Raw genomic sequence first — 16,993 nt, 5'->3', positions numbered from 1 at the left:
TCGCCCCGGTGCTTCCTCCCTATAGCCCGGACGGGCGAGGCCTCAAACCCGTTATCGCGGTCCGACCCTGCCGTTGTTCCCGGTCGGTCGTTGGCTTTGTTGCTCCGGAAGCCGCGCTTTGTCCCAGTGTCGTCATCCCGGAAACCGCGAAGCGGTTATCCGGGATCTCGGGCGTCGGGGTTGGGCTGGCGTGGGAGATCCCGGCTCTTCGCTGCGCTGCGGCCGGGATGACGAGGTGTGGCGTTACGGCCGGGATGACGGGGTGTGGGGCTGCGGCGGGGGTGTTTGGCGAGGCCGGGGAAGACGGTGGGGCGGTAGGTGTGTGGCAGCGGGGCGCGGCCGCATTGCGGCCTCGCGATGACGGGTGGGGTGTGGGGGCTACAGCCAGCCGCGGCGGCGGAAGAGGTAGAGCATGACGGCGACGACGGCGAGCATGATGCCGAGCAGGATGGGGTAGCCGTAGTAGGTGTAGAGCTCGGGCATGGACCAGGGGCTGTCGGGGTGTTCGAAGTTCATGCCGTAGATGCCGACGATGAACGTGAGCGGTATGAAGATGGTGGCGATGATGGTGAGCACGCGCATGACGTCGTTGGAGCGCTGGTTGATGGCGGACATGTAGGCCTCGATCAGGGTGGCCGCCATCTCGCGGTAGGACTCCAGAAGATCCATGATCTGGATGGTGTGGTCATAGGCGTCGCGCAGGTACGGGAACAGCTCCGGGGTGAAGGGCTCGAGGTCGTCGCGCATGAGGCGGGCGATCACGTCACGCGTGGGCCAGAGCTGGCGGCGCAGGACGAGGAGCTCGCGGCGCAGGATGTGGATCTCGTTGAGGGTGTGGCGGTCGGGCTGGTCGAGGACGGTCTCTTCCAGTGTCTCCAGGCGTTCGCTGATGTGTTCCAGCACCGGGAAGGCCTGGTCGATCACGCTGTCCATCAGGGCGTAGGCGAGGTATGCGGCGCCTAGCCGGTTGAAGTTGCGGTTGGCGTTGCGCATCCGTTCGCGGACCGGCCCGAAGGGATCGGCCGCGCCGCTATGGACGCTGATGACGAGGTGGGTGCCCACCACGAACAGGTTGAGCTGGTCGAGTTCGATGTTGCCGTTGTGATGGCGCGGCTGACGCAGGATGGCGACCATTTGTGTGTCGAAGAAGTCCACCTTGGGGCGCTGGCCCTGGTGGCGCACGTCTTCCAGCGCCAGCGGGTGCAGGTCGAAAGCCTCGCCCAGGTCGTGCAATTGGCGCGGACTGGGGGCCCCCTGCAGGTGCAGCCAGACGAATCCGCCGTCGACGGTCTGTACGCCTTCGCGCAGGGTGCGCTGCGGGTCGAGCTCGACGAGCTGTTCGCGATGGTAGTGCCAGGCGGAGACGGTGGCGTCGGCGGCGTGCGGGTGTTCGGTGGCGTGGGCGCCGTGTCCGGGGGCGGCGCCGGGCTTGAGATAGGTCTTTTCGAACAGGCGGGTCATCGCGGTTCCTGTGCCGATTTTCTGCCCAGTATAGGGTGCTGAAAAGTGCTGCGCGCGGGGGGCAACTCTGGCAGTCTGGGCGGCGACTGAACGGCCGCGGAAGCGGGCGAGTCCCACGGGGTGAGAAACAAGGAGCGCGGTATGGAACTGAAGACCATGTTGGTGCCGGTGGATGGTTCCGCCAACGCCTGGCGGGCGGTGGAAGTGGCCGCGGATCTGGCGTCCAAGTATCACGCCCGGGTAGTGCTGGTCAGCGTTCTGCTGCAAGGCGAGGTGCCGCCGCATATCCGCCAACTCTCGGACCTGCCGGACCCGAACGATCCGCCGCTGGCAGCGGGCGGTGCGGCCGTGGGCGCCGCGGTGCCGCCGAAGGTGCTGCGGGATATCGCGAAGAAGCTGATCGAGCAGGCCCACGGATACTTCACCGATCTGGGCGTGACCGACATCGAGCACCATGTGGAAGACGGCTCTCCGGCCAAGGTGATCCTGCAACAGGCGGAGTATCACGACGTGGACATGGTGGTGATGGGCTCGCGCGGCCTTGGGGGCCTGCAGGGGCTGCTCTCCGGGAGTGTCTCGCACAAGGTGCAGCAGCTGGCGCGCTGTATCGTGGTGACGGTGAACTGAGCCTCTACTCGCGGGGTTCGCGATGTCGCGGTTGTCGATCGATCTGCACGAGTGCTTCCGCAATGGCCGCCGGATCGACGCTGAGTTGAACGGCGCGATCGAGCAGGCCTGTGACAAGCGCATCAAGACGGTGGAGATCATCCACGGCAAGGGCAGCGGGCAGTTGAAGAAGCGCGTGCTGCGCTTTTTGCAGCAGCCGGAGGTCAAGGCGCGCTATCACCGCCTGGAGAAGGATTCGAAGAACCACGGGCGGCTGTTCGTGCACTTCAAGCATTGATCCGAGGCCTCCTACAGTTCTTCGGGGTGCTGTCGGCGCGTGCCTGCGTTCGACTTTGGCAGGGGCTTCGCGTGCAAGCACGCTCCCACAGTGATGGTCCCACCGGGGGGCAACTAAGGCTTCTGGCGGCCCGGAAGAGGCTGGCATCCCGGAAACCGCGAAGCGGTTATCCGGGATCTCGGGCGTTGGGGTGGGGCGTGGCGTTGGAGATCCCGGCTCTTCGCTTCGCTGCGGCCGGGATGACGAGGTATGGCGCGGCGGCCGGGATGACCTGGTGGGGGCGATGGCCGGGAGGATATGGGCTGAGGTTCTGTAGGAGCGTGCTTGCACGCGAAGCCCCTGCCCGCGTCCGACTCTGGCAGGGGCATTCGCGTGCAAGCACGCTCCTACAGTGATGTTCCCACCGGGGGTAACTAAGGCTTCTGGCGGCCGGGAAGGGGCTGTCATCCCGGAAACCGCAAAGCGGTTATCCGGGATCTCGGGCGTTGGGGGTGGGCTGGCGTTGGAGATCCCGGCTCTTCGCTGCGCTACGGCCGGGATGACGGGGGTAGGGGCGCTGGCCGGGATGACGAGGTATGGTGCTGCCGCCGCGATGAGGGGGTGTGTGGCTGGCGCGGACGTGGGGATGGATCAGCGTCTCCCTAGTTTGCGGTCGGCGAGTTCGTAGCCGAGGTCGATCATCTCGGCGGCGCGGTGGAAGTCGAATATGCCGCAGGCGTTGACCGGGACTTCGATCAGGTGCTCGGGGTTGTAGGCGGCGATGCGAAAGCGCGCGATCGTGCCCTGCATGGCCTCGATGGAGTGGGAGACGATGTCGATCATGCCCAGCGCGTGGGCTTCCTGTTCCCGGCTCAGGCCGGGGTCGGTCTCGCCCAGGCCCAGCTTGTCCTGCCAGTCCAGCAGCCAGCTGCCGACGCGATCCGGCAGGGCGTCGGTCAGGCGGTGGTTGAGGAACCCGCTGTCGAGTTCTTCCCGGTCCGGGTCGGGCGCCTTGGTGCGCTCGGGACGGATCAGCTCTTCGCCGACGCGGCCGTTCAGACTGACGGCCAGGGTGATGTCGGTGTCGTCGGTCAGGGTCGGGGCGATCGGGACCGGGTTCAGCAGGCCGCCGTCCACCAGCAGCCGGCCCTTGAGGCGCACCGGGGTGAACACGGTGGGGATGGCGATGGAGGCGCGGATGGCGTCGAACAACGAGCCGGAGTTCAGCCAGACCTCGCGTTCGCGCTCGATGTCCGTGGCCACGGCGGTGAACGAGATCGGCAGCTGTTCAATATCGGTGTCGCCGAGCATGTCGCGCAGCTTCTCGATCAGGCGGTCGCCGCGGATCAGGCCGGCGCCGCGGAAGGAGAAGTCCAGCAGTCGCCAGACGTCCTGGCGGCGCAAGGACTTTACCCAGTCCTCGTAGGCATCCAGCTGGCCGGCGGCGTAGATGCCGCCGACGACCGCGCCCATGGAGGCACCGGCAATGGAGCGGATGTGGTAGTCGGAGTGTTCCTCCAGCCAGCGGATCACGCCGATCTGTGCCAGACCGCGGGCGCCGCCGCTGCCGAGGACCAGGGAGATGGACTGGGGCTTTCGCGTCATGGTGATCGGTGTGCCTGGGTGGAGTGTTTGCGGAGGGCCCCGCCTTCTTGCGTCACAGCCTTCGCTGCGAGCGCCGCCGCCCGCGACGAGCCTGCTTAACCCAACGTTGGGGGTGTGGTGCGCTTTTTCCAGTGGTATGTCATGCGCGGTCCGGGTCGAGCAGGTGGTCGTGCAGGGCCTGGGCGGACTCGCCGGCGGGTTCTTCCACCCGCAGCTGCCACACGGCGGCGGGGTGATCCGGCGACCATTCGCTGAAGACTACGAGGCCGGCGTACGGGCCGTGCCCGCGGATGGTGCCCAGCGTCAGGCGGCCGTCCGGGTCGCCGTACAAGTGCACTTCGAACTCGGGGGCGGGTGGCGGCAGCTTCCAGTAACCGTCCCGACCGGTCTCGCGGAAGGCGGCGTCGGAAGGCTCGGCGTCGTCGCCGAAGTGGCGGCGCAGCAGCGGCACCGACAGTCGGTGCGGCAGCCCCAGGACGGTCTCGATGCCCGTGCGGCCATGGTCAACCGCTTGGGCGGCGGACGCCAGCGGATCCCGCCGGCCCAGCCATTTCTTCAGTAGCTTGCGCATGCGCGGATCATCCGTGTGCCGTCCGCGGTCTGCAAGCGCCGGGCTTCACGTGCTGGCTTGGAGACCGGCGGTCGGCGGCGTTACCGTGCGGGTAGGTAATGCAAAGGAGTACGTCATGGGTTTTGCACTGTCCGAGATGCAGCTGTCGAGTTCCGCCTTTGGCCCTGGTCAGCCGATCCCCAAACGCCACAGCGGAGAGGGTGAGGACACCTCCCCGGCATTGCGGTGGCGGGACGTGCCGCAGGGCGCCGGGTCCCTGGCGGTGATCTGCCATGACCCGGATGCGCCATTGATCCAGCCGGGCACCTACGGCTTCGTGCACTGGGTGTTGTACAACCTGCCGCCGGACCTGGATGGCCTCCCCGAGGCAACCGATCTGGGCGCGACCGGCCAGACGGACTTCGGTCGCACCGGCTACGGCGGGCCGATGCCGCCCGAGGGCCACGGTAAGCACCACTACTTCTTCTGGCTGCTGGCGCTGGACGCCGACCTGCAGCTCCCACCCGGCCTGACCCTGTGGCAGTTCCTGGAGCACGCCGAGCCCCACGTGATCGGCATGAACCGCCTGGTGGGCACCTACCAGCGCGACTGAGGCCTTGGGGGCATGGGGCATTTCCTGTAGGAGCGTGCTTGCACGCGAATGCCCCTGCCCGCGTCCGACGCTGGCAGGGGCTTCGCCGCCAAGGCGGCTCCTACAGTGATGCCCCCACCGGTGGGGGCCAAGGCTTGTGGCGGCCTGGAAGAGGGCGTCATCCCGGAAACTGCAAAGCGGTTATCCGGGATCTCGGGTGCTGGGGGTGGGCCTGGCGTTGGAGATCCCGGCTCTTCGCTTCGCTACGGCCGGGATGACGGGGTATGGCGTTGCGGGCGGGATGACGGGGGCAGCGGTCGGTGCTGGCAGGGGCTTCGCGTGCAAGCACGCTCCTACAGGGGCCCCCTTTCCCCGCTTCGGGCCGTTTGGTCTTGACCGGGTTGTGCGGTGGGCGCACGATATGTACCACTTTATGTACGTTTCGGGTGACTGGCGATGACGACGCTGACGGCTACCGAGGCCCGCAAGGGTCTGTTCGATCTGATCAAGGGCGTGAACGAACAGCACGCGATCTACCATATCCGGCATCGCAACGGCGATGCGGTGCTGATGTCGGAAGACGAGTACGCCAGTCTGATCGAGACCCTGGAGCTGCTCTCCGAGCCCGGCTTCCGGCAGGAATTCGAGCAGGGCCGCCGCGAGGCGGATGAAGGCGATACGCTGGGATTCGAGGAGGTGTTCGGGGAGAAGCAGTGACCTGGACCATTCGGTTCACCCGTCAAGCCGAGAAGGACTTGCGGCGTCTGACGCCGAAGCTGCGTGACAAGGTGAAGCAGATCCTGCGCAACCGGGTGGCGGTTGACCCGTACTGCGGCAAGGCGCTGGTTGGTGATCTGCGCGGGTACTACTCCCTGCGGATCAGCTACAAGGACCGTCTGCTGTACACGATTCGGGACGAGCAGTTGCTGGTGATTGTGATCCGGGCGCGTACGCACTACGGCGAATAGCCTTGCAGGAATGTCTTGTGGGAGCCGGCTTGCCGGCGAAGCCCCTGCCAGAGTCGGACGCGGGCAGGGGCATTCGCGTGCAAGCACGCTCCCACAGTGATGCCCCCACCGGCGGGGGCCAAGGCTGGCGGCGGTCTGGAAGACGGCGTCATCCTGGAAACCGCAAAGCGGTTATCCGGGATCTCGGGCGTTGGGGGTGGGCCTGGCGTTGAAGATCCCGGCTCTTCGCTTCGCTACGGCCGGGATGACGGGGTATGGCGCTATGGCCGGGGTGACGGGGTATGGCGCTATGGCCGGGGTGACGGGGTATGGCGTTGCGGGCGGGATGATGGGGGGTGCGGTTGGTGCGGGCAGGGGGTGGCGGTGTTGTTGGCGCCATCCAGTCACAAAAAAGGCCCGGGCCGAGCGAACTCGGTCCGGGCCTTTTGCGTTCCCGGGCGGGTGCCCGGGGCGGCGGGGTCGCTTACTTAGTAGCGGTAGCCGAAGGCCTTTTCGAACTTGTCGGCGAACTCCTCGGCGGTGAAGTGGTGGTTCTGGGTGCCGGAGTGCGCGATCTTGATCGAGCCGATCAGCGAGGCGATACGGCCGGTGGTCTCCCAATCAAAGCCCTTTTCCAGGCCGAACAGGATGCCGGCGCGGTAGGAGTCGCCACAGCCGGTCGGGTCCTTGATCGCGGCCGGTTCGACCGACGGGATGGTGATCTTCTTGCCGCCGGTGTAGATGTCGGAGCCCTCGCCACCGCGCGTGACGATCATGGCGTCGACCATCTCGGCCAGCTGTTCCAGGCTCAGGCCAGTGCGGTCGGCGGTCAGCTGCGCTTCGTAGTCGTTGAACGCGGCGTAGGTGGCGTTCTCCATGAAGCGCTTCAGGTCGTCGCCGTCGAACATCGGCAGGCCCTGGCCCGGGTCGAACATGAACGGGATGCCGGCGTCGGCGAACTGCTGGGCGTGCTCGATCATGCCGTCACGGCCGTCCGGGGAGACGATGCCGACCTTGATGCCGTCGGCGTCGGTGACCTTCTGCTGGTGCGAGAAGCCCATCGCGCCCGGGTGGAAGGCGGTGATCTGGTTGTCGTCCTGGTCGGTGGTGATGAAGGCCTGACCGGTGTAGGTGTCCTTCAGCTCCTTGACGAACGTGCGCGAGATGGCGTGCTTGTCCATCCAGTCGGCGTACGGGGTGAAGTCGCCGCCCACGGTGGCCATGATGGTCGGGTCCGCGCCCAGCAGCTTCATGTTGTAGGCGATGTTGCCGGCGCAGCCGCCGAACTCGCGGCGCATGTCCGGGACCAGGAAGGACACATTCAGCATGTGCACCTTGTCCGGGAGGATGTGGTTCTTGAAGCGATCGGGGAACACCATGATGGTGTCGTAGGCCATGGACCCACAGATCAGTGCGGACATTGTTGCTCCTTAGCGTTGGCTGAAATCGTTGTCGTGCGCGCCTTTGAAGGCGGCACAGGACGTCCCGTGGCGCGCGCTGGAAGCCATGATTGCGCGCCGATGGCGGGTCGTGCGATGTGCATAGGGTAAGTATTTGGGCGCAAAACAACAAATCGGGGGGCGATGGAAGCAGGGGTCGCGCTGGTATTTCACCCCCTGTCATCCCGGCCGAAGCGAAGCGCAGAGCCGGGATCTGCGACGTCAGCGGTGCCACCGTGGGAGATCCCGGATCACCGCTGCGCGGTGTCCGGGATGACGGGGATGGGGCGCACCACATGACGCAGATCCCGGCTCTGCGCTTCGTTTCGGCCGGGATGACAGGAGGTTGGGGCGGGGTGTCCGGAAGCGCCTCGTTGCGGGGCGCCGCAGGTCGCCCCGAAGGGCGAGCGCAGCGAGTAACCTTCTGAAGCTGACACCGAAGGCGGATCTTGGAGGCACTGCCAGCGTTCGGAGGTTGCTTCGTCGCTGTGCTCCTCGCAATGACGGGGACAAAAGCACCGTCATTGCGAGGAGCCGCAGGCGACGTGGCAATCGGGTGAAGCTGGCGGTGCGGCGGGATTGGTTGGTTCTGGGTGGAGATCGCCACGGCGCTACGCGCCTCGCGATGACAGTGATTGATGCCCCGTCATCGCGAGGCGCCGAAGGCGACGTGGCGATCATCCGGAAGGAACCCCGACGTTTGCCCGGTTGGCGCCGGGACGGCCCCGAAGGTTGCGGCGGCGCTGCACGCCCCGCCATCACGCTGCGTGCGGTGCCGTTGTGCCGGGGGCTTTGTGGCAGCATGGGGTCATTCCCGCGAGCGAGGGCGTGACTGATGAATCCGCGCGTACTGATCCCGATCCTGATCATCCTGCTGTTGTTGCTGAGCCTGTGGTCCATGAGCCTGGACGGTGACGGGGGCATCCTGCCCGGCGTGCCCGATACGGGTGCGGCACCGGCGGCCGAGCGCTTGGCCGCTGGATCAGGATCGGTTGCGCCCCGGGCGGCATGAATACAGCCACGGCGCCCGCCCCGGATGCGCCGCACGCCGGGCGCGAAGTGATCTTCCGCGCGGCCGGGGTGACCAAGGTCTACCGCATGGGCGAGGTCACGATCCACGCCCTGCGCGGGGTGGACCTGGAGCTCTATACCGGCGAGCTGGTGGTGATGCTGGGGGCCTCGGGCTCCGGCAAGTCGACGCTGCTGAACATCATGGGCGGGCTGGATACCGCGTCCGAGGGCGAGGTGCGCTACCGCGACCAGGATCTGGCGCAGGCCTCAGAGCGCACGCTGACGGCCTTTCGCCGTGACCATGTCGGCTTCGTGTTCCAGTTCTACAACCTGATCGCCAGCCTGACCGCGCGCGAGAACGTGGCCATTGTCACCGAGATCTCGCGCGACCCGATGCCACCGGAGGAGGCGCTGGCGCTGGTCGGGCTGGAGGACCGCATGGACCACTTTCCCTCGCAGCTCTCCGGCGGCGAGCAGCAGCGGGTGGCCATCGCCCGCGCGGTCGCTAAGCAGCCGGCGGTGCTGCTGTGCGACGAGCCGACCGGCGCGCTGGACTCGAAGACCGGTATCCGCGTGCTGGAGGTGCTGCAGCACATCAACGAGCGCCTGGACACGACGGTGGCGATCATCACCCACAACGCGGTAATCGGCGAGATGGCCGATCGCGTGATCCACCTGAGCGACGGCCGCGTGAGCGAGATCCACGAGAATGCCAGCCGGCAGTCTCCCTCCTCGCTGCACTGGTAGCGGCGCCGGTCCCGGCTCGTGCGCGCCCTGAACCGCAAGATCCTGCGCGATCTCGGCCACCTGAAGGGCCAGGCGGCGGCCATCGCGCTGGTGATCGCCAGCGGGGTGATGACCCTGGTGATCGCGGTGACCAGCCTCGACGCCCTGACCATCACCAAGGAGCGCTTCTACTCCGAATACCAGTTCGCCGACGTGTTCGCGCAGATCACGCGCGCGCCGGAGAGCGCGGTGGAGCGCTTCCGCGATGCGCCGGGCATCAACCAGATCGAGACCCGGGTGCAGGCCCCGGTGCGCCTGGAGGTCGCCGGCTTTGATGACCCGATCCGGGGCACCATGCTCTCCCTGCCGGACGGGGGCGAGCCGCTGCTGAACCGGCTCTACCTGCGCGAGGGCCGGCTGCCCGAGCCCGGGCGTGAGCGCGAGGTGGTGGTCAGCGAGGCCTTCGCCGAGGCGCACGGGCTGGGGGCCGGCGATGCCCTGCGCGCGATCATCGACGGGCGTCTGACCGACCTGCAGATCAGTGGCATCGCGCTGTCACCGGAGTTCGTCTACCAGATCAGCCCCACCGACCTGCTGCCGGACTACCAGCGCTACGGCATCCTGTGGATGAACCGCCGCGCGCTGGCCGCCGCCTACGGCATGGAAGGCGCGTTCAATTCCGTCGCTGTGAGCCTGGAAAGAGGCGCCGACCCGGAGCCCGTGATCGAGGCCATGGACCGCGCGCTGGCCCGCTACGGCGGTCTGGGCGCCTACGGGCGCGAGGACCAGTTCTCGCACCGCTTCCTGTCCGAGGAACTGACCCAGCTGCGCGCCCAGGCGGCGATCCTGCCGACCATCTTCCTGGCGGTGGCGGCGTTTCTGCTGAACGTCGTGGTCGGACGCATCATCCGCTCGCAGCGCGAGCCGATCGCGGTGCTCAAGGCCTTTGGTTACGGCAATGGTGCGATTGCCGCGCACTACGCTCTGCTGACCGGCGGCATCGTGCTGGTGGGCTGTGGGCTGGGGCTCGCGTTCGGGGCCTGGGCCGCGCAGGGCCTGGCCGGCATCTACGCCGAGTACTTCCGCTTCCCGGAGATGAGCTTTCGCCTGCAGCCCTGGGTGATGGTGCTGGCGGTGGCTGTGGCGATGGGCGCGGCCATGCTCGGTACCTTTCGTGCGGTGTGGCAGGCGGTGCGCATGGCTCCGGCCGAGGCTATGCGCCCGCCGGCGCCGGAACGCTTTCACCGCGGCTGGATGGAGCGCACGGCGGCGTGGCGCGGGTTGGACCAACCGACCCGCATTATCCTGCGCAATCTCGCGCGCCACCGGCTCAAGTCCGTGCTGTCGGTGATCGGTATCGGCCTGTCCGGTGGACTGCTGCTGATGGGCGCCTACCAGCTGAACGCGGTGGATCAGATGCTGGATACCCAGTACGGGCAGGTGCTGCAGATGGACATCGATCTGCAGTTCACCGATCCGGTGCCGGCGCGCGTGGCCGGGGAGCTGCGCCACGAGCCGGGCGTGCTGGCGGTGGAGACCTTCCGTGCGGTGCCGGTGCGTCTGGTTGGCGTGAACCGCGAGGAGCGCGTGCGCCTGCTGGGACTGGACGCGGAACCGCGCCTGCGTCAGCTGCCGATGGCCGGCGGGCGCGGTCGCCTGCCGGACGAAGGCATCCTGCTGACCGACTACCTGGCGGAGCAGCTGGGGCTGCGCGTCGGCGATCCGATAGAGCTGGAGATCCTGGAGGGGCGCCGGCGCACGGTCTCGGTGCCGCTGGCCGGGGTGGTGGAGGAGCCGATCGGCGTTGGCGCCTACATGTACCGCCCGGCCCTGAATCGCCTGATCGGCGAGGGGCCGGCCGTCTCCGGGGCCTGGCTGCTGACCGACCGCGCGCAGGAGGGCGCCCTGTTCGCGCGGTTGTCGGATCGTCCGCGCGTGGCCAGTGTCGGTCTGATCGCGGAGGCGGAGCGCAACATCCGCGAATACATCGGCGAGACCATTATCGTGTTCGCCCTGGTGTTCGTGGCGCTGGCGGTGTCCATCGCCTTCGCCGTGACCTACAACAACGCGCGCATCACCTATGCCGAACGCGCCCGCGACCTGGCCACGCTGGAGGTGCTCGGCTACTCGCGCGGCCAGGTCAGCTGGATCCTGCTGGGCGAGATCGCCGTGCTGACGCTGGCGGCGATCCCGGTCGCCTGGCTCACCGGCACCGGTTTCGCCTGGCTGCTGAACCAGGCCTTCGCGATGGACCTGCTGCGCGTGCCGTTCGTGATCACGCCGCAGGCCTACGGCTTCGCCGCGCTGGGCATCCTGGTGGCGGCCAGCCTGACCGCGTTCCTCGCCTGGCGCCGCCTGCAGAGCCTCGATCGCGTGCAGGCCCTGAAGGCCGCGGAATGACATTCCGGAGGACCGAACAGGCCAGCGGTCATTGCGAGGAGCGCAGCGACGAAGCACAAAAGCGCGAAGCGCGTTGAACGGCCGCAGGCCGGCCCGAAGGGCGAGCGCAGCGAGTAATCTCCATCCGGAACCAGCGCAGCCAGATCTTGAACGCATTGCCCGCTTTCGGAGGTTGCTTCGGCGCTGCGCTCCTCGCAATGACGGGGCTTGTGACGGTGGTTGCGGATCTTTACCGGCTGCGTTCGGCCGCCTGCCTTGTTGTGGCTGGCCCTGGTTCGGCATCTGGTGTTTACGGAGCCTTCGTCGGGCCGCCTGCCACGCGCTCTCTCGCGAGCGCACCGCGAGGTCCTTTCTTGCTTGTCCAAGAAAGGACCCAAAGAAGGACACCCGGATTCCGCCCGGGAACCTTGCTCCAGGGCCCTCGGGCCGGCGGCGCTGAACTCGCTACGCTGCGCTTCGCTCAGACATCCAGCGCCTTCTCCCGGCCCGAGGACCCTTCCGCAAGGGGCTGCATACGGGAGGGGAAAGTCAAAACAGGCGGCATCCCGTAGGGTGCGGTTGAGCCCAGCGAAACGCACCACACCCAACGTCGTGCGAAACCCTGATGCGATTCGCTACGCTCATCGGCATCCTACGAAAGCCCCCGGCGCCCGCTTCGCGGGCGCGGCACGCCATGGCCAAAGGCCGAGCGTGCGAAGATGTCCGAAAGCCTAGCCATCATCTATTAGCCATAGCGCTGGGATAGCCGTTGTTTTGACCTGCCTCCCCGTTGTCGTCGCGCCGAGTGGAGAGGCTTTTCGCGGGATTCAAGGCGCTGGATGTCTGAGCGAAGCGCAGCGTAGCGAGTTCAGCGCCGCCCGCGAAAAGCCTCGGAGCGAGGGAAACCCCGGCCCGCGCAGCGGGCCGGGGTCGCGGCAGTCGGGCGTGTTTCTTGGGTACTTCTTTGCACGAGCAAAGAAGTACCTCGCGGTGCGCTCGCGAGAGAGCGCCTGGCAGGCGGCCGGACGAAGGCACGTAAACACCCGATGACGAACCCGGGCCAGCCACCACAAGGCGGCTGGACTGGGCCCCGTAAAAGGGACGTCGCTGTGCCGACTTGCCGCAGGCATGCGAGTGCATGGGGGAGCGCCCGACAGCAGGATTTGCGAGACTGATGATATGGCGATGAAGAAACGACTCACGGTTGGGTTGGTGGTGTTGGCGGGGGTGGCCGCGCTGGTGTGGGCGCTGCGCCCGCAGCCGGTGCCGGTGTCGCTGAGCGAGGTGCACAAGGGCTCCTTCGAGGAGACCGTGCGCGAGGAGGGTCGTACCCGGCTGCGCGACACCTACACGGTGTCGGCACCGATTGCGGGCTATCTGCATCGTGTGGCACTGGAGGAGGGCGACGTGGTGGCGCTGGGCGATACGCTGTTCCGCCTGGAGCCGTTGCCGACGCCAGCGCTGGATGCCCGCTCGCGCGAGCAGGCGCGCGAGAACCTGGCCGCCGCGCGTTCGCGTTTGCAAAGCGCGGAGGCGAACCTGGAGAACCTGCGGGCCGAGGCGCGTTTTGCCGAGTCCGAGTATCGCCGGCATCAGGAGTTGTTCGGCCGGGGGGCGGTGTCCGCGACCGAGATGGAGCGCATGGAGACGATGCGTGACCGCGCGCGCTCCGCCGTGCGCGCGGGCGAGTCCGCCGTGGAGGTCGCGCGCAGCGAGATCGAGAGTGCCCGGGTAGTGCTGGATATTGCCAGCGGCCAGATGCCGGAAGGCGAGGCGGATACCCTGTCCGTGCGCTCGCCCGCCGAGGGTGTGGTGCTGGAGCGCTACCGCTGCTGCGAGGGCACTATTCGTGCCGGCGAGCCGGTGCTGGTGGTTGGCGATCTGGACGACCTGGAGGTGCAGGTGGACCTGCTGTCGATGGATGCGGTGCGCGTGGTACCAGGGATGCGCGTGCGCCTGACGGACTGGGGTCGTGACACGAAGCTGGACGCCACGGTGCGCCGGGTGCAGCCCTTCGGTTTCACCAAGATCTCCGCGCTGGGCGTGGACGAACAGCGCGTGCCGGTGATCCTCGATCTGGATGCGGTGGAGGCGCGCATGGCCGGGTTGGCCGTTGGCTACCGCGTGGAGGCCGAGTTTCTGCTGTGGGAGGGCGACGACGTGCTGCAGGTGCCGACCAGTGCGTTGTTCCGCGACCGTGGCGAGTGGTCGGTGTTCGTGGTCGAGGACGGACGCGCCGAGCCGCGCCGGGTTGAGGTGGGCCGCCGTTCCGGGTTCACCACGCAGATCCTGGAGGGGCTGGCGGAGGGTGAGCGGGTCGTCACCCGACCGGGCGACCGTGTGCAGGCCGGTACCCGCGTCGTCGAAAACTGACGCGACATGACGGAGAGTCCGAATGCGGCCCCGGAGTACCGGGCGCTGGACGACTTGCTGGTGCCGTTGGATGACGCACTGGACGTCCATGGCGGCGCCGTGCTGGTGGCCGAGCCGGGGGCGGGCAAGACCACGCGGGTGCCCCTGCACCTGGCGGATTCCGTATCCGGGGGGCGGGTCATCGTGCTTCAGCCGCGCCGCCTGGCCGCGCGCATGGCGGCCACGTTCATGGCCGCGCAGCGCGGCGAGCCGGTCGGGCAGACGGTGGGTTACCGCGTGCGCGACGAGCAGAAGGTCTCGGCGCAGACCCGCGTCGAGCTGGTCACCGATGGCCTGTTCCTGCGCCGCATCCAGGCCGACCCGTTGCTGGAGGATGTCGGCGCGGTCGTGTTCGACGAATTCCATCTGCGCCGGCCCGAGGCCGAACTGGCGCTGGCCTTCGCGCTGCAGGTACGCCGGTTGCTGCGCCCGGAGCTGCGGATCGTGGTGATGTCCGCCACCCTCGACGACGAGGCCGTGGCGCGACTGCTTGCGGGGCCGGAGGCGGACCCCGCGCCCGTGCTGCGGGCCCGCGGGCGACAGTTCCCGGTGGAGGTGCGCTACGCGCCGCCGAAGAAGGACGCCCCGCTGGCCGACGCCGTGGCGCAGGCGGTGCGCGAGGCACTGGAGGCCGAGCCGGGTTCGGTCCTGGTTTTTCTGCCCGGCGAGCGCGAGATCCGCGAGGTGGCTGGGCGCCTAGGGGAGATCCTCGAAACGCCGTCTGGCCCTGCGCGGGTGGCGCCGTTGTTCGGGCGGCTGTCGGCGGAGGAGCAGAACCGCGCGGTGCGCCCGGCCCCGAAAGACGAGCGCAAGGTGGTGCTGGCCACCGACATTGCCGAGACCAGCCTGACCATCGAGGGCGTGCGCGTGGTGGTCGACGCGGGGCTATCGCGCGAGCCGCGTTTTGATGCCGCCACCGGGCTGTCGCGACTGGTGACGGTGCCCGCCTCGAAGACCGCGGCGGAACAGCGCGCCGGCCGCGCCGGGCGGACCGAACCCGGCGTCGTGATCCGGCTGTGGGCGCGCGCCGAGGAGGTGCAGCGCCCGGACTACGCGACACCCGGACTGCAACAGGTCGATCTGCTGCCGCTGGCCCTGGAGCTGGCGGGCTGGGGCGAAGCGGTGGCCGAACTCGACTGGCTGGAGCCGCCACCGGCGCACGGCATGGCCGCCGCGCAGGCAATCCTCGCGGAGCTGGGCGCGGTGGATGGCGAAGGGCGGATCACCGGTCACGGCCGCGCCCTGCTGCGCCTGCCGACGCACCCGCGCCTGGCGCACATGCTGCTGCGGGCGCGCGAACGGGGGCTTGCGCGTCTGGGCTGCGAGCTGGCGGTGGTGGTCGAGGAGCCCGGGATGGCCGGGCCGGGTGCAGCGCTGGAACTGGGGGAGCGCCTGGTGCAGGCACGGCGTGCGTGCGGCCGCGCCTGGAAGTCCGGGCTGCGGCGGCTGGAGCAGGCCCTGGCGCGGCTGGACGACAGCGCCGGCGCAGCAGAATCCGTACTGGACGAGGGTGTGGCGCTGGGGGTGCTGGCCGCGCTGGCCTGGCCCGAACGCATCGCGCGGCCACGCGGCGGGCAGGCCGGGCGCTTCGTGATGGGCAATGGCCGCGGGGCGTTGCTGCCGGAGCGCGAGCGCCTGGCGCATGCCGAATACCTGGTGGCAGTGGACTGCACCGACGCCGAACGCGAGGCACGTATCCGCTGCGCGGTGGCGCTGGACCTCGCCGCGCTGGAGCGCGAGGCCCCGGAGCTTTTCCACCGCGAGACGCGTTGCGATTGGGTGGAGGACGGGGCGCGGCTGGAGAACGCGCGCATCCGCCGCATTGGCACGTTGGTGGTCGAGCGGCAGATGGTCGCGCTGGACGACCCCGCGTCCACGATCCCGCGCTGGTGCGAACGGATGCGCCGCGAAGGGCTGGCGCTGCTGCCGTGGGATGACGCGGCGACCCAGCTGCGCGCGCGCATCCAGCTGCTGCATCAGGCGATGCCGGAGGCGGGCTTTCCCGACATGGGTGACGCCGCGTTACTGGTCGGTCTGGAGGACTGGCTGGGGCCGTACCTGGCTGGGATGACGCGGCTGCGCGATCTGGATCGGCTGGACCTGGCTGCGATCCTGCGCGCGCGGCTGGACTGGGAGCATCAACAGCGACTGGAACGCGAGGCGCCGGCCCGTATCGCGGTGCCCTCCGGTTCCGCCCACCGGGTCGACTACACCCAGGACCCGCCGGTGCTGGCGGTGAAGCTGCAGGAGTTGTTCGGCCTGGCGGAGACGCCCGCTGTGGCCGGAGGTCGCGTGGCGCTGGTACTGCACCTGCTGTCGCCGGCGCGGCGCCCGGTGCAGGTCACCCAGGATCTGAAGAGTTTCTGGGAGAACGGCTACCCGGAGGTGCGGCGCGAGCTGAAGGGCCGTTACCCGAAACACCCGTGGCCGGAGGATCCGTGGAATGCGCCGGCCACGCGGCATGCGAAGCGGCGTGGGTAGGCGATCCTCAGGGGTCAGGGTAACACGGGACGCCGGGCGTTCTTCCCTGTGTCGTCATCCCGGAAACCGCGGAGCGGTTATCCGGGATCTCGGGCGTCGGGGTGGCCATGGCCGCGGAGATCCCGGCTCTTCGCTGCGCTGTGGCCGGGATGACGCCGGGGTGATGAGTGCCAGGCAGCACCTGGGGCGCCGGGTGGTGTGGACGATGCGGCGGAGGGCGTTCTCCGGTAGTGTCGCGTTCAGCTCTGTTGCGAGTCCCGTGCGAGGAAGCGAACCCCGATGCTGAAGTTTCTGACCGTGATCCTGATCCTGCTGTTCGTCTGGTGGCGGGTGTCGCGCTGGATGGATGTGCGCCGCCGCCGTGCGCGGGGGGAGGATGTGTCCTATCAGGTGGACGTGAAGGGGTTTCGCCCGATCACGGTGCTCAGTGTCATCTTTCTGCTGCTGTACGGCGGCTACGTGATCTGGTTTGCCCTGAACGAGTGGTTCGATCTGCTGTAGATCAAC

At 68.3% G+C, this 16,993-nt stretch carries 15 protein-coding genes and 1 pseudogene; 11 read left to right on the top strand and 5 right to left on the bottom strand.

Annotated features, from left to right (window positions below):
• Positions 1-378: 378 nt before the first annotated feature.
• Positions 379-1,461: a magnesium/cobalt transporter CorA gene (corA, locus tag D579_RS0105665; RefSeq protein WP_018951353.1), complete on the bottom strand. Its 1,083-nt coding sequence runs from the start codon at positions 1,459-1,461 to the stop codon at positions 379-381.
• Between the two features lie 141 nt (positions 1,462-1,602).
• On the opposite strand from corA, the gene D579_RS0105660 reads away from it, so the two are divergent.
• Complete coding sequence (locus D579_RS0105660; protein WP_018146349.1) at positions 1,603-2,088, top strand: universal stress protein; 486 nt, start codon at positions 1,603-1,605, stop codon at positions 2,086-2,088.
• 22 nt (positions 2,089-2,110) lie between these two features.
• Positions 2,111-2,365, top strand: coding sequence for a Smr/MutS family protein (locus tag D579_RS0105655; RefSeq protein ID WP_018146348.1), 255 nt, complete (start codon positions 2,111-2,113; stop codon positions 2,363-2,365).
• A gap of 630 nt (positions 2,366-2,995) precedes the next feature.
• On the opposite strand, the gene D579_RS0105650 is transcribed toward D579_RS0105655, so the two are convergent.
• Together D579_RS0105650 and D579_RS0105645 are read right to left on the bottom strand one after the other, a co-directional pair.
• Complete coding sequence (locus D579_RS0105650; protein WP_018951352.1) at positions 2,996-3,949, bottom strand: patatin-like phospholipase family protein; 954 nt, start codon at positions 3,947-3,949, stop codon at positions 2,996-2,998.
• Positions 3,950-4,088: 139 nt separating this feature from the next.
• Positions 4,089-4,520, bottom strand: a complete 432-nt coding sequence (locus tag D579_RS0105645) for a hypothetical protein (RefSeq protein ID WP_018951351.1) — start codon at positions 4,518-4,520, stop codon at positions 4,089-4,091.
• 115 nt (positions 4,521-4,635) lie between these two features.
• Here D579_RS0105645 and D579_RS0105640 point away from each other — a divergent pair, with 115 nt between their 5' ends.
• From D579_RS0105640 to D579_RS0105625, 3 genes are all read left to right on the top strand, one after another.
• Positions 4,636-5,112: a YbhB/YbcL family Raf kinase inhibitor-like protein gene (locus D579_RS0105640; RefSeq protein ID WP_018168012.1), complete on the top strand. Its 477-nt coding sequence runs from the start codon at positions 4,636-4,638 to the stop codon at positions 5,110-5,112.
• A gap of 435 nt (positions 5,113-5,547) precedes the next feature.
• Complete coding sequence (locus D579_RS0105630) at positions 5,548-5,808, top strand: type II toxin-antitoxin system Phd/YefM family antitoxin (RefSeq protein WP_018146344.1); 261 nt, start codon at positions 5,548-5,550, stop codon at positions 5,806-5,808.
• The gene (locus tag D579_RS0105625; protein WP_017940358.1) at positions 5,805-6,059 is read left to right on the top strand and encodes a type II toxin-antitoxin system mRNA interferase toxin, RelE/StbE family; all 255 of its coding nucleotides are present in this window, start codon (positions 5,805-5,807) and stop codon (positions 6,057-6,059) included. Before D579_RS0105630 ends, D579_RS0105625 begins: the two co-directional genes overlap by 4 nt.
• A gap of 467 nt (positions 6,060-6,526) precedes the next feature.
• On the opposite strand, the gene D579_RS0105620 is transcribed toward D579_RS0105625, so the two are convergent.
• Positions 6,527-7,459 (bottom strand): carbohydrate kinase family protein, encoded by a 933-nt coding sequence (locus D579_RS0105620; protein ID WP_018146342.1) that lies wholly within the window; start codon positions 7,457-7,459, stop codon positions 6,527-6,529.
• Between the two features lie 853 nt (positions 7,460-8,312).
• Here D579_RS0105620 and D579_RS15220 point away from each other — a divergent pair.
• The 3 genes from D579_RS15220 to D579_RS0105605 are packed head-to-tail and all read left to right on the top strand — an operon-like array spanning position 8,313 to position 11,614.
• A complete protein-coding gene (locus tag D579_RS15220) occupies positions 8,313-8,489 on the top strand; it encodes a hypothetical protein (protein ID WP_018938023.1) in 177 nt (58 codons plus the stop codon).
• Positions 8,486-9,235 (top strand): ABC transporter ATP-binding protein, encoded by a 750-nt coding sequence (locus D579_RS0105610; RefSeq protein ID WP_018951350.1) that lies wholly within the window; start codon positions 8,486-8,488, stop codon positions 9,233-9,235. The genes D579_RS15220 and D579_RS0105610 overlap by 4 nt, the downstream gene beginning before the upstream one ends.
• A gap of 18 nt (positions 9,236-9,253) precedes the next feature.
• On the top strand, positions 9,254-11,614 hold the full coding sequence (locus D579_RS0105605; protein ID WP_018951349.1) for an ABC transporter permease: 2,361 nt from the start codon (positions 9,254-9,256) through the stop codon (positions 11,612-11,614).
• 460 nt (positions 11,615-12,074) lie between these two features.
• Here D579_RS0105605 and D579_RS15445 read toward each other — a convergent pair.
• Positions 12,075-12,335: pseudogene (locus tag D579_RS15445) on the bottom strand (hypothetical protein).
• Positions 12,336-12,772: 437 nt separating this feature from the next.
• Here D579_RS15445 and D579_RS0105600 point away from each other — a divergent pair.
• From D579_RS0105600 to D579_RS0105590, 3 genes are all read left to right on the top strand, one after another.
• Entirely contained in the window at positions 12,773-13,966 is a 1,194-nt protein-coding gene (locus D579_RS0105600) for an efflux RND transporter periplasmic adaptor subunit (RefSeq protein ID WP_018951348.1), read from the top strand.
• A gap of 6 nt (positions 13,967-13,972) precedes the next feature.
• The gene (gene hrpB / locus D579_RS0105595) at positions 13,973-16,486 is read left to right on the top strand and encodes an ATP-dependent helicase HrpB (protein ID WP_018951347.1); all 2,514 of its coding nucleotides are present in this window, start codon (positions 13,973-13,975) and stop codon (positions 16,484-16,486) included.
• Between the two features lie 279 nt (positions 16,487-16,765).
• A complete protein-coding gene (locus D579_RS0105590; protein ID WP_018146336.1) occupies positions 16,766-16,987 on the top strand; it encodes a hypothetical protein in 222 nt (73 codons plus the stop codon).
• Positions 16,988-16,993: the final 6 nt, after the last annotated feature.

Origin of the sequence: Thioalkalivibrio sp. AKL12 (assembly GCF_000377925.1) — a bacterium.
GTDB classification, from domain to species: Bacteria; Pseudomonadota; Gammaproteobacteria; order Ectothiorhodospirales; family Ectothiorhodospiraceae; genus Thioalkalivibrio; species Thioalkalivibrio versutus.
The sequence above is the reverse complement of the archived record's forward strand: the minus strand, read 5'-3'. Positions and strand labels throughout refer to the sequence as shown.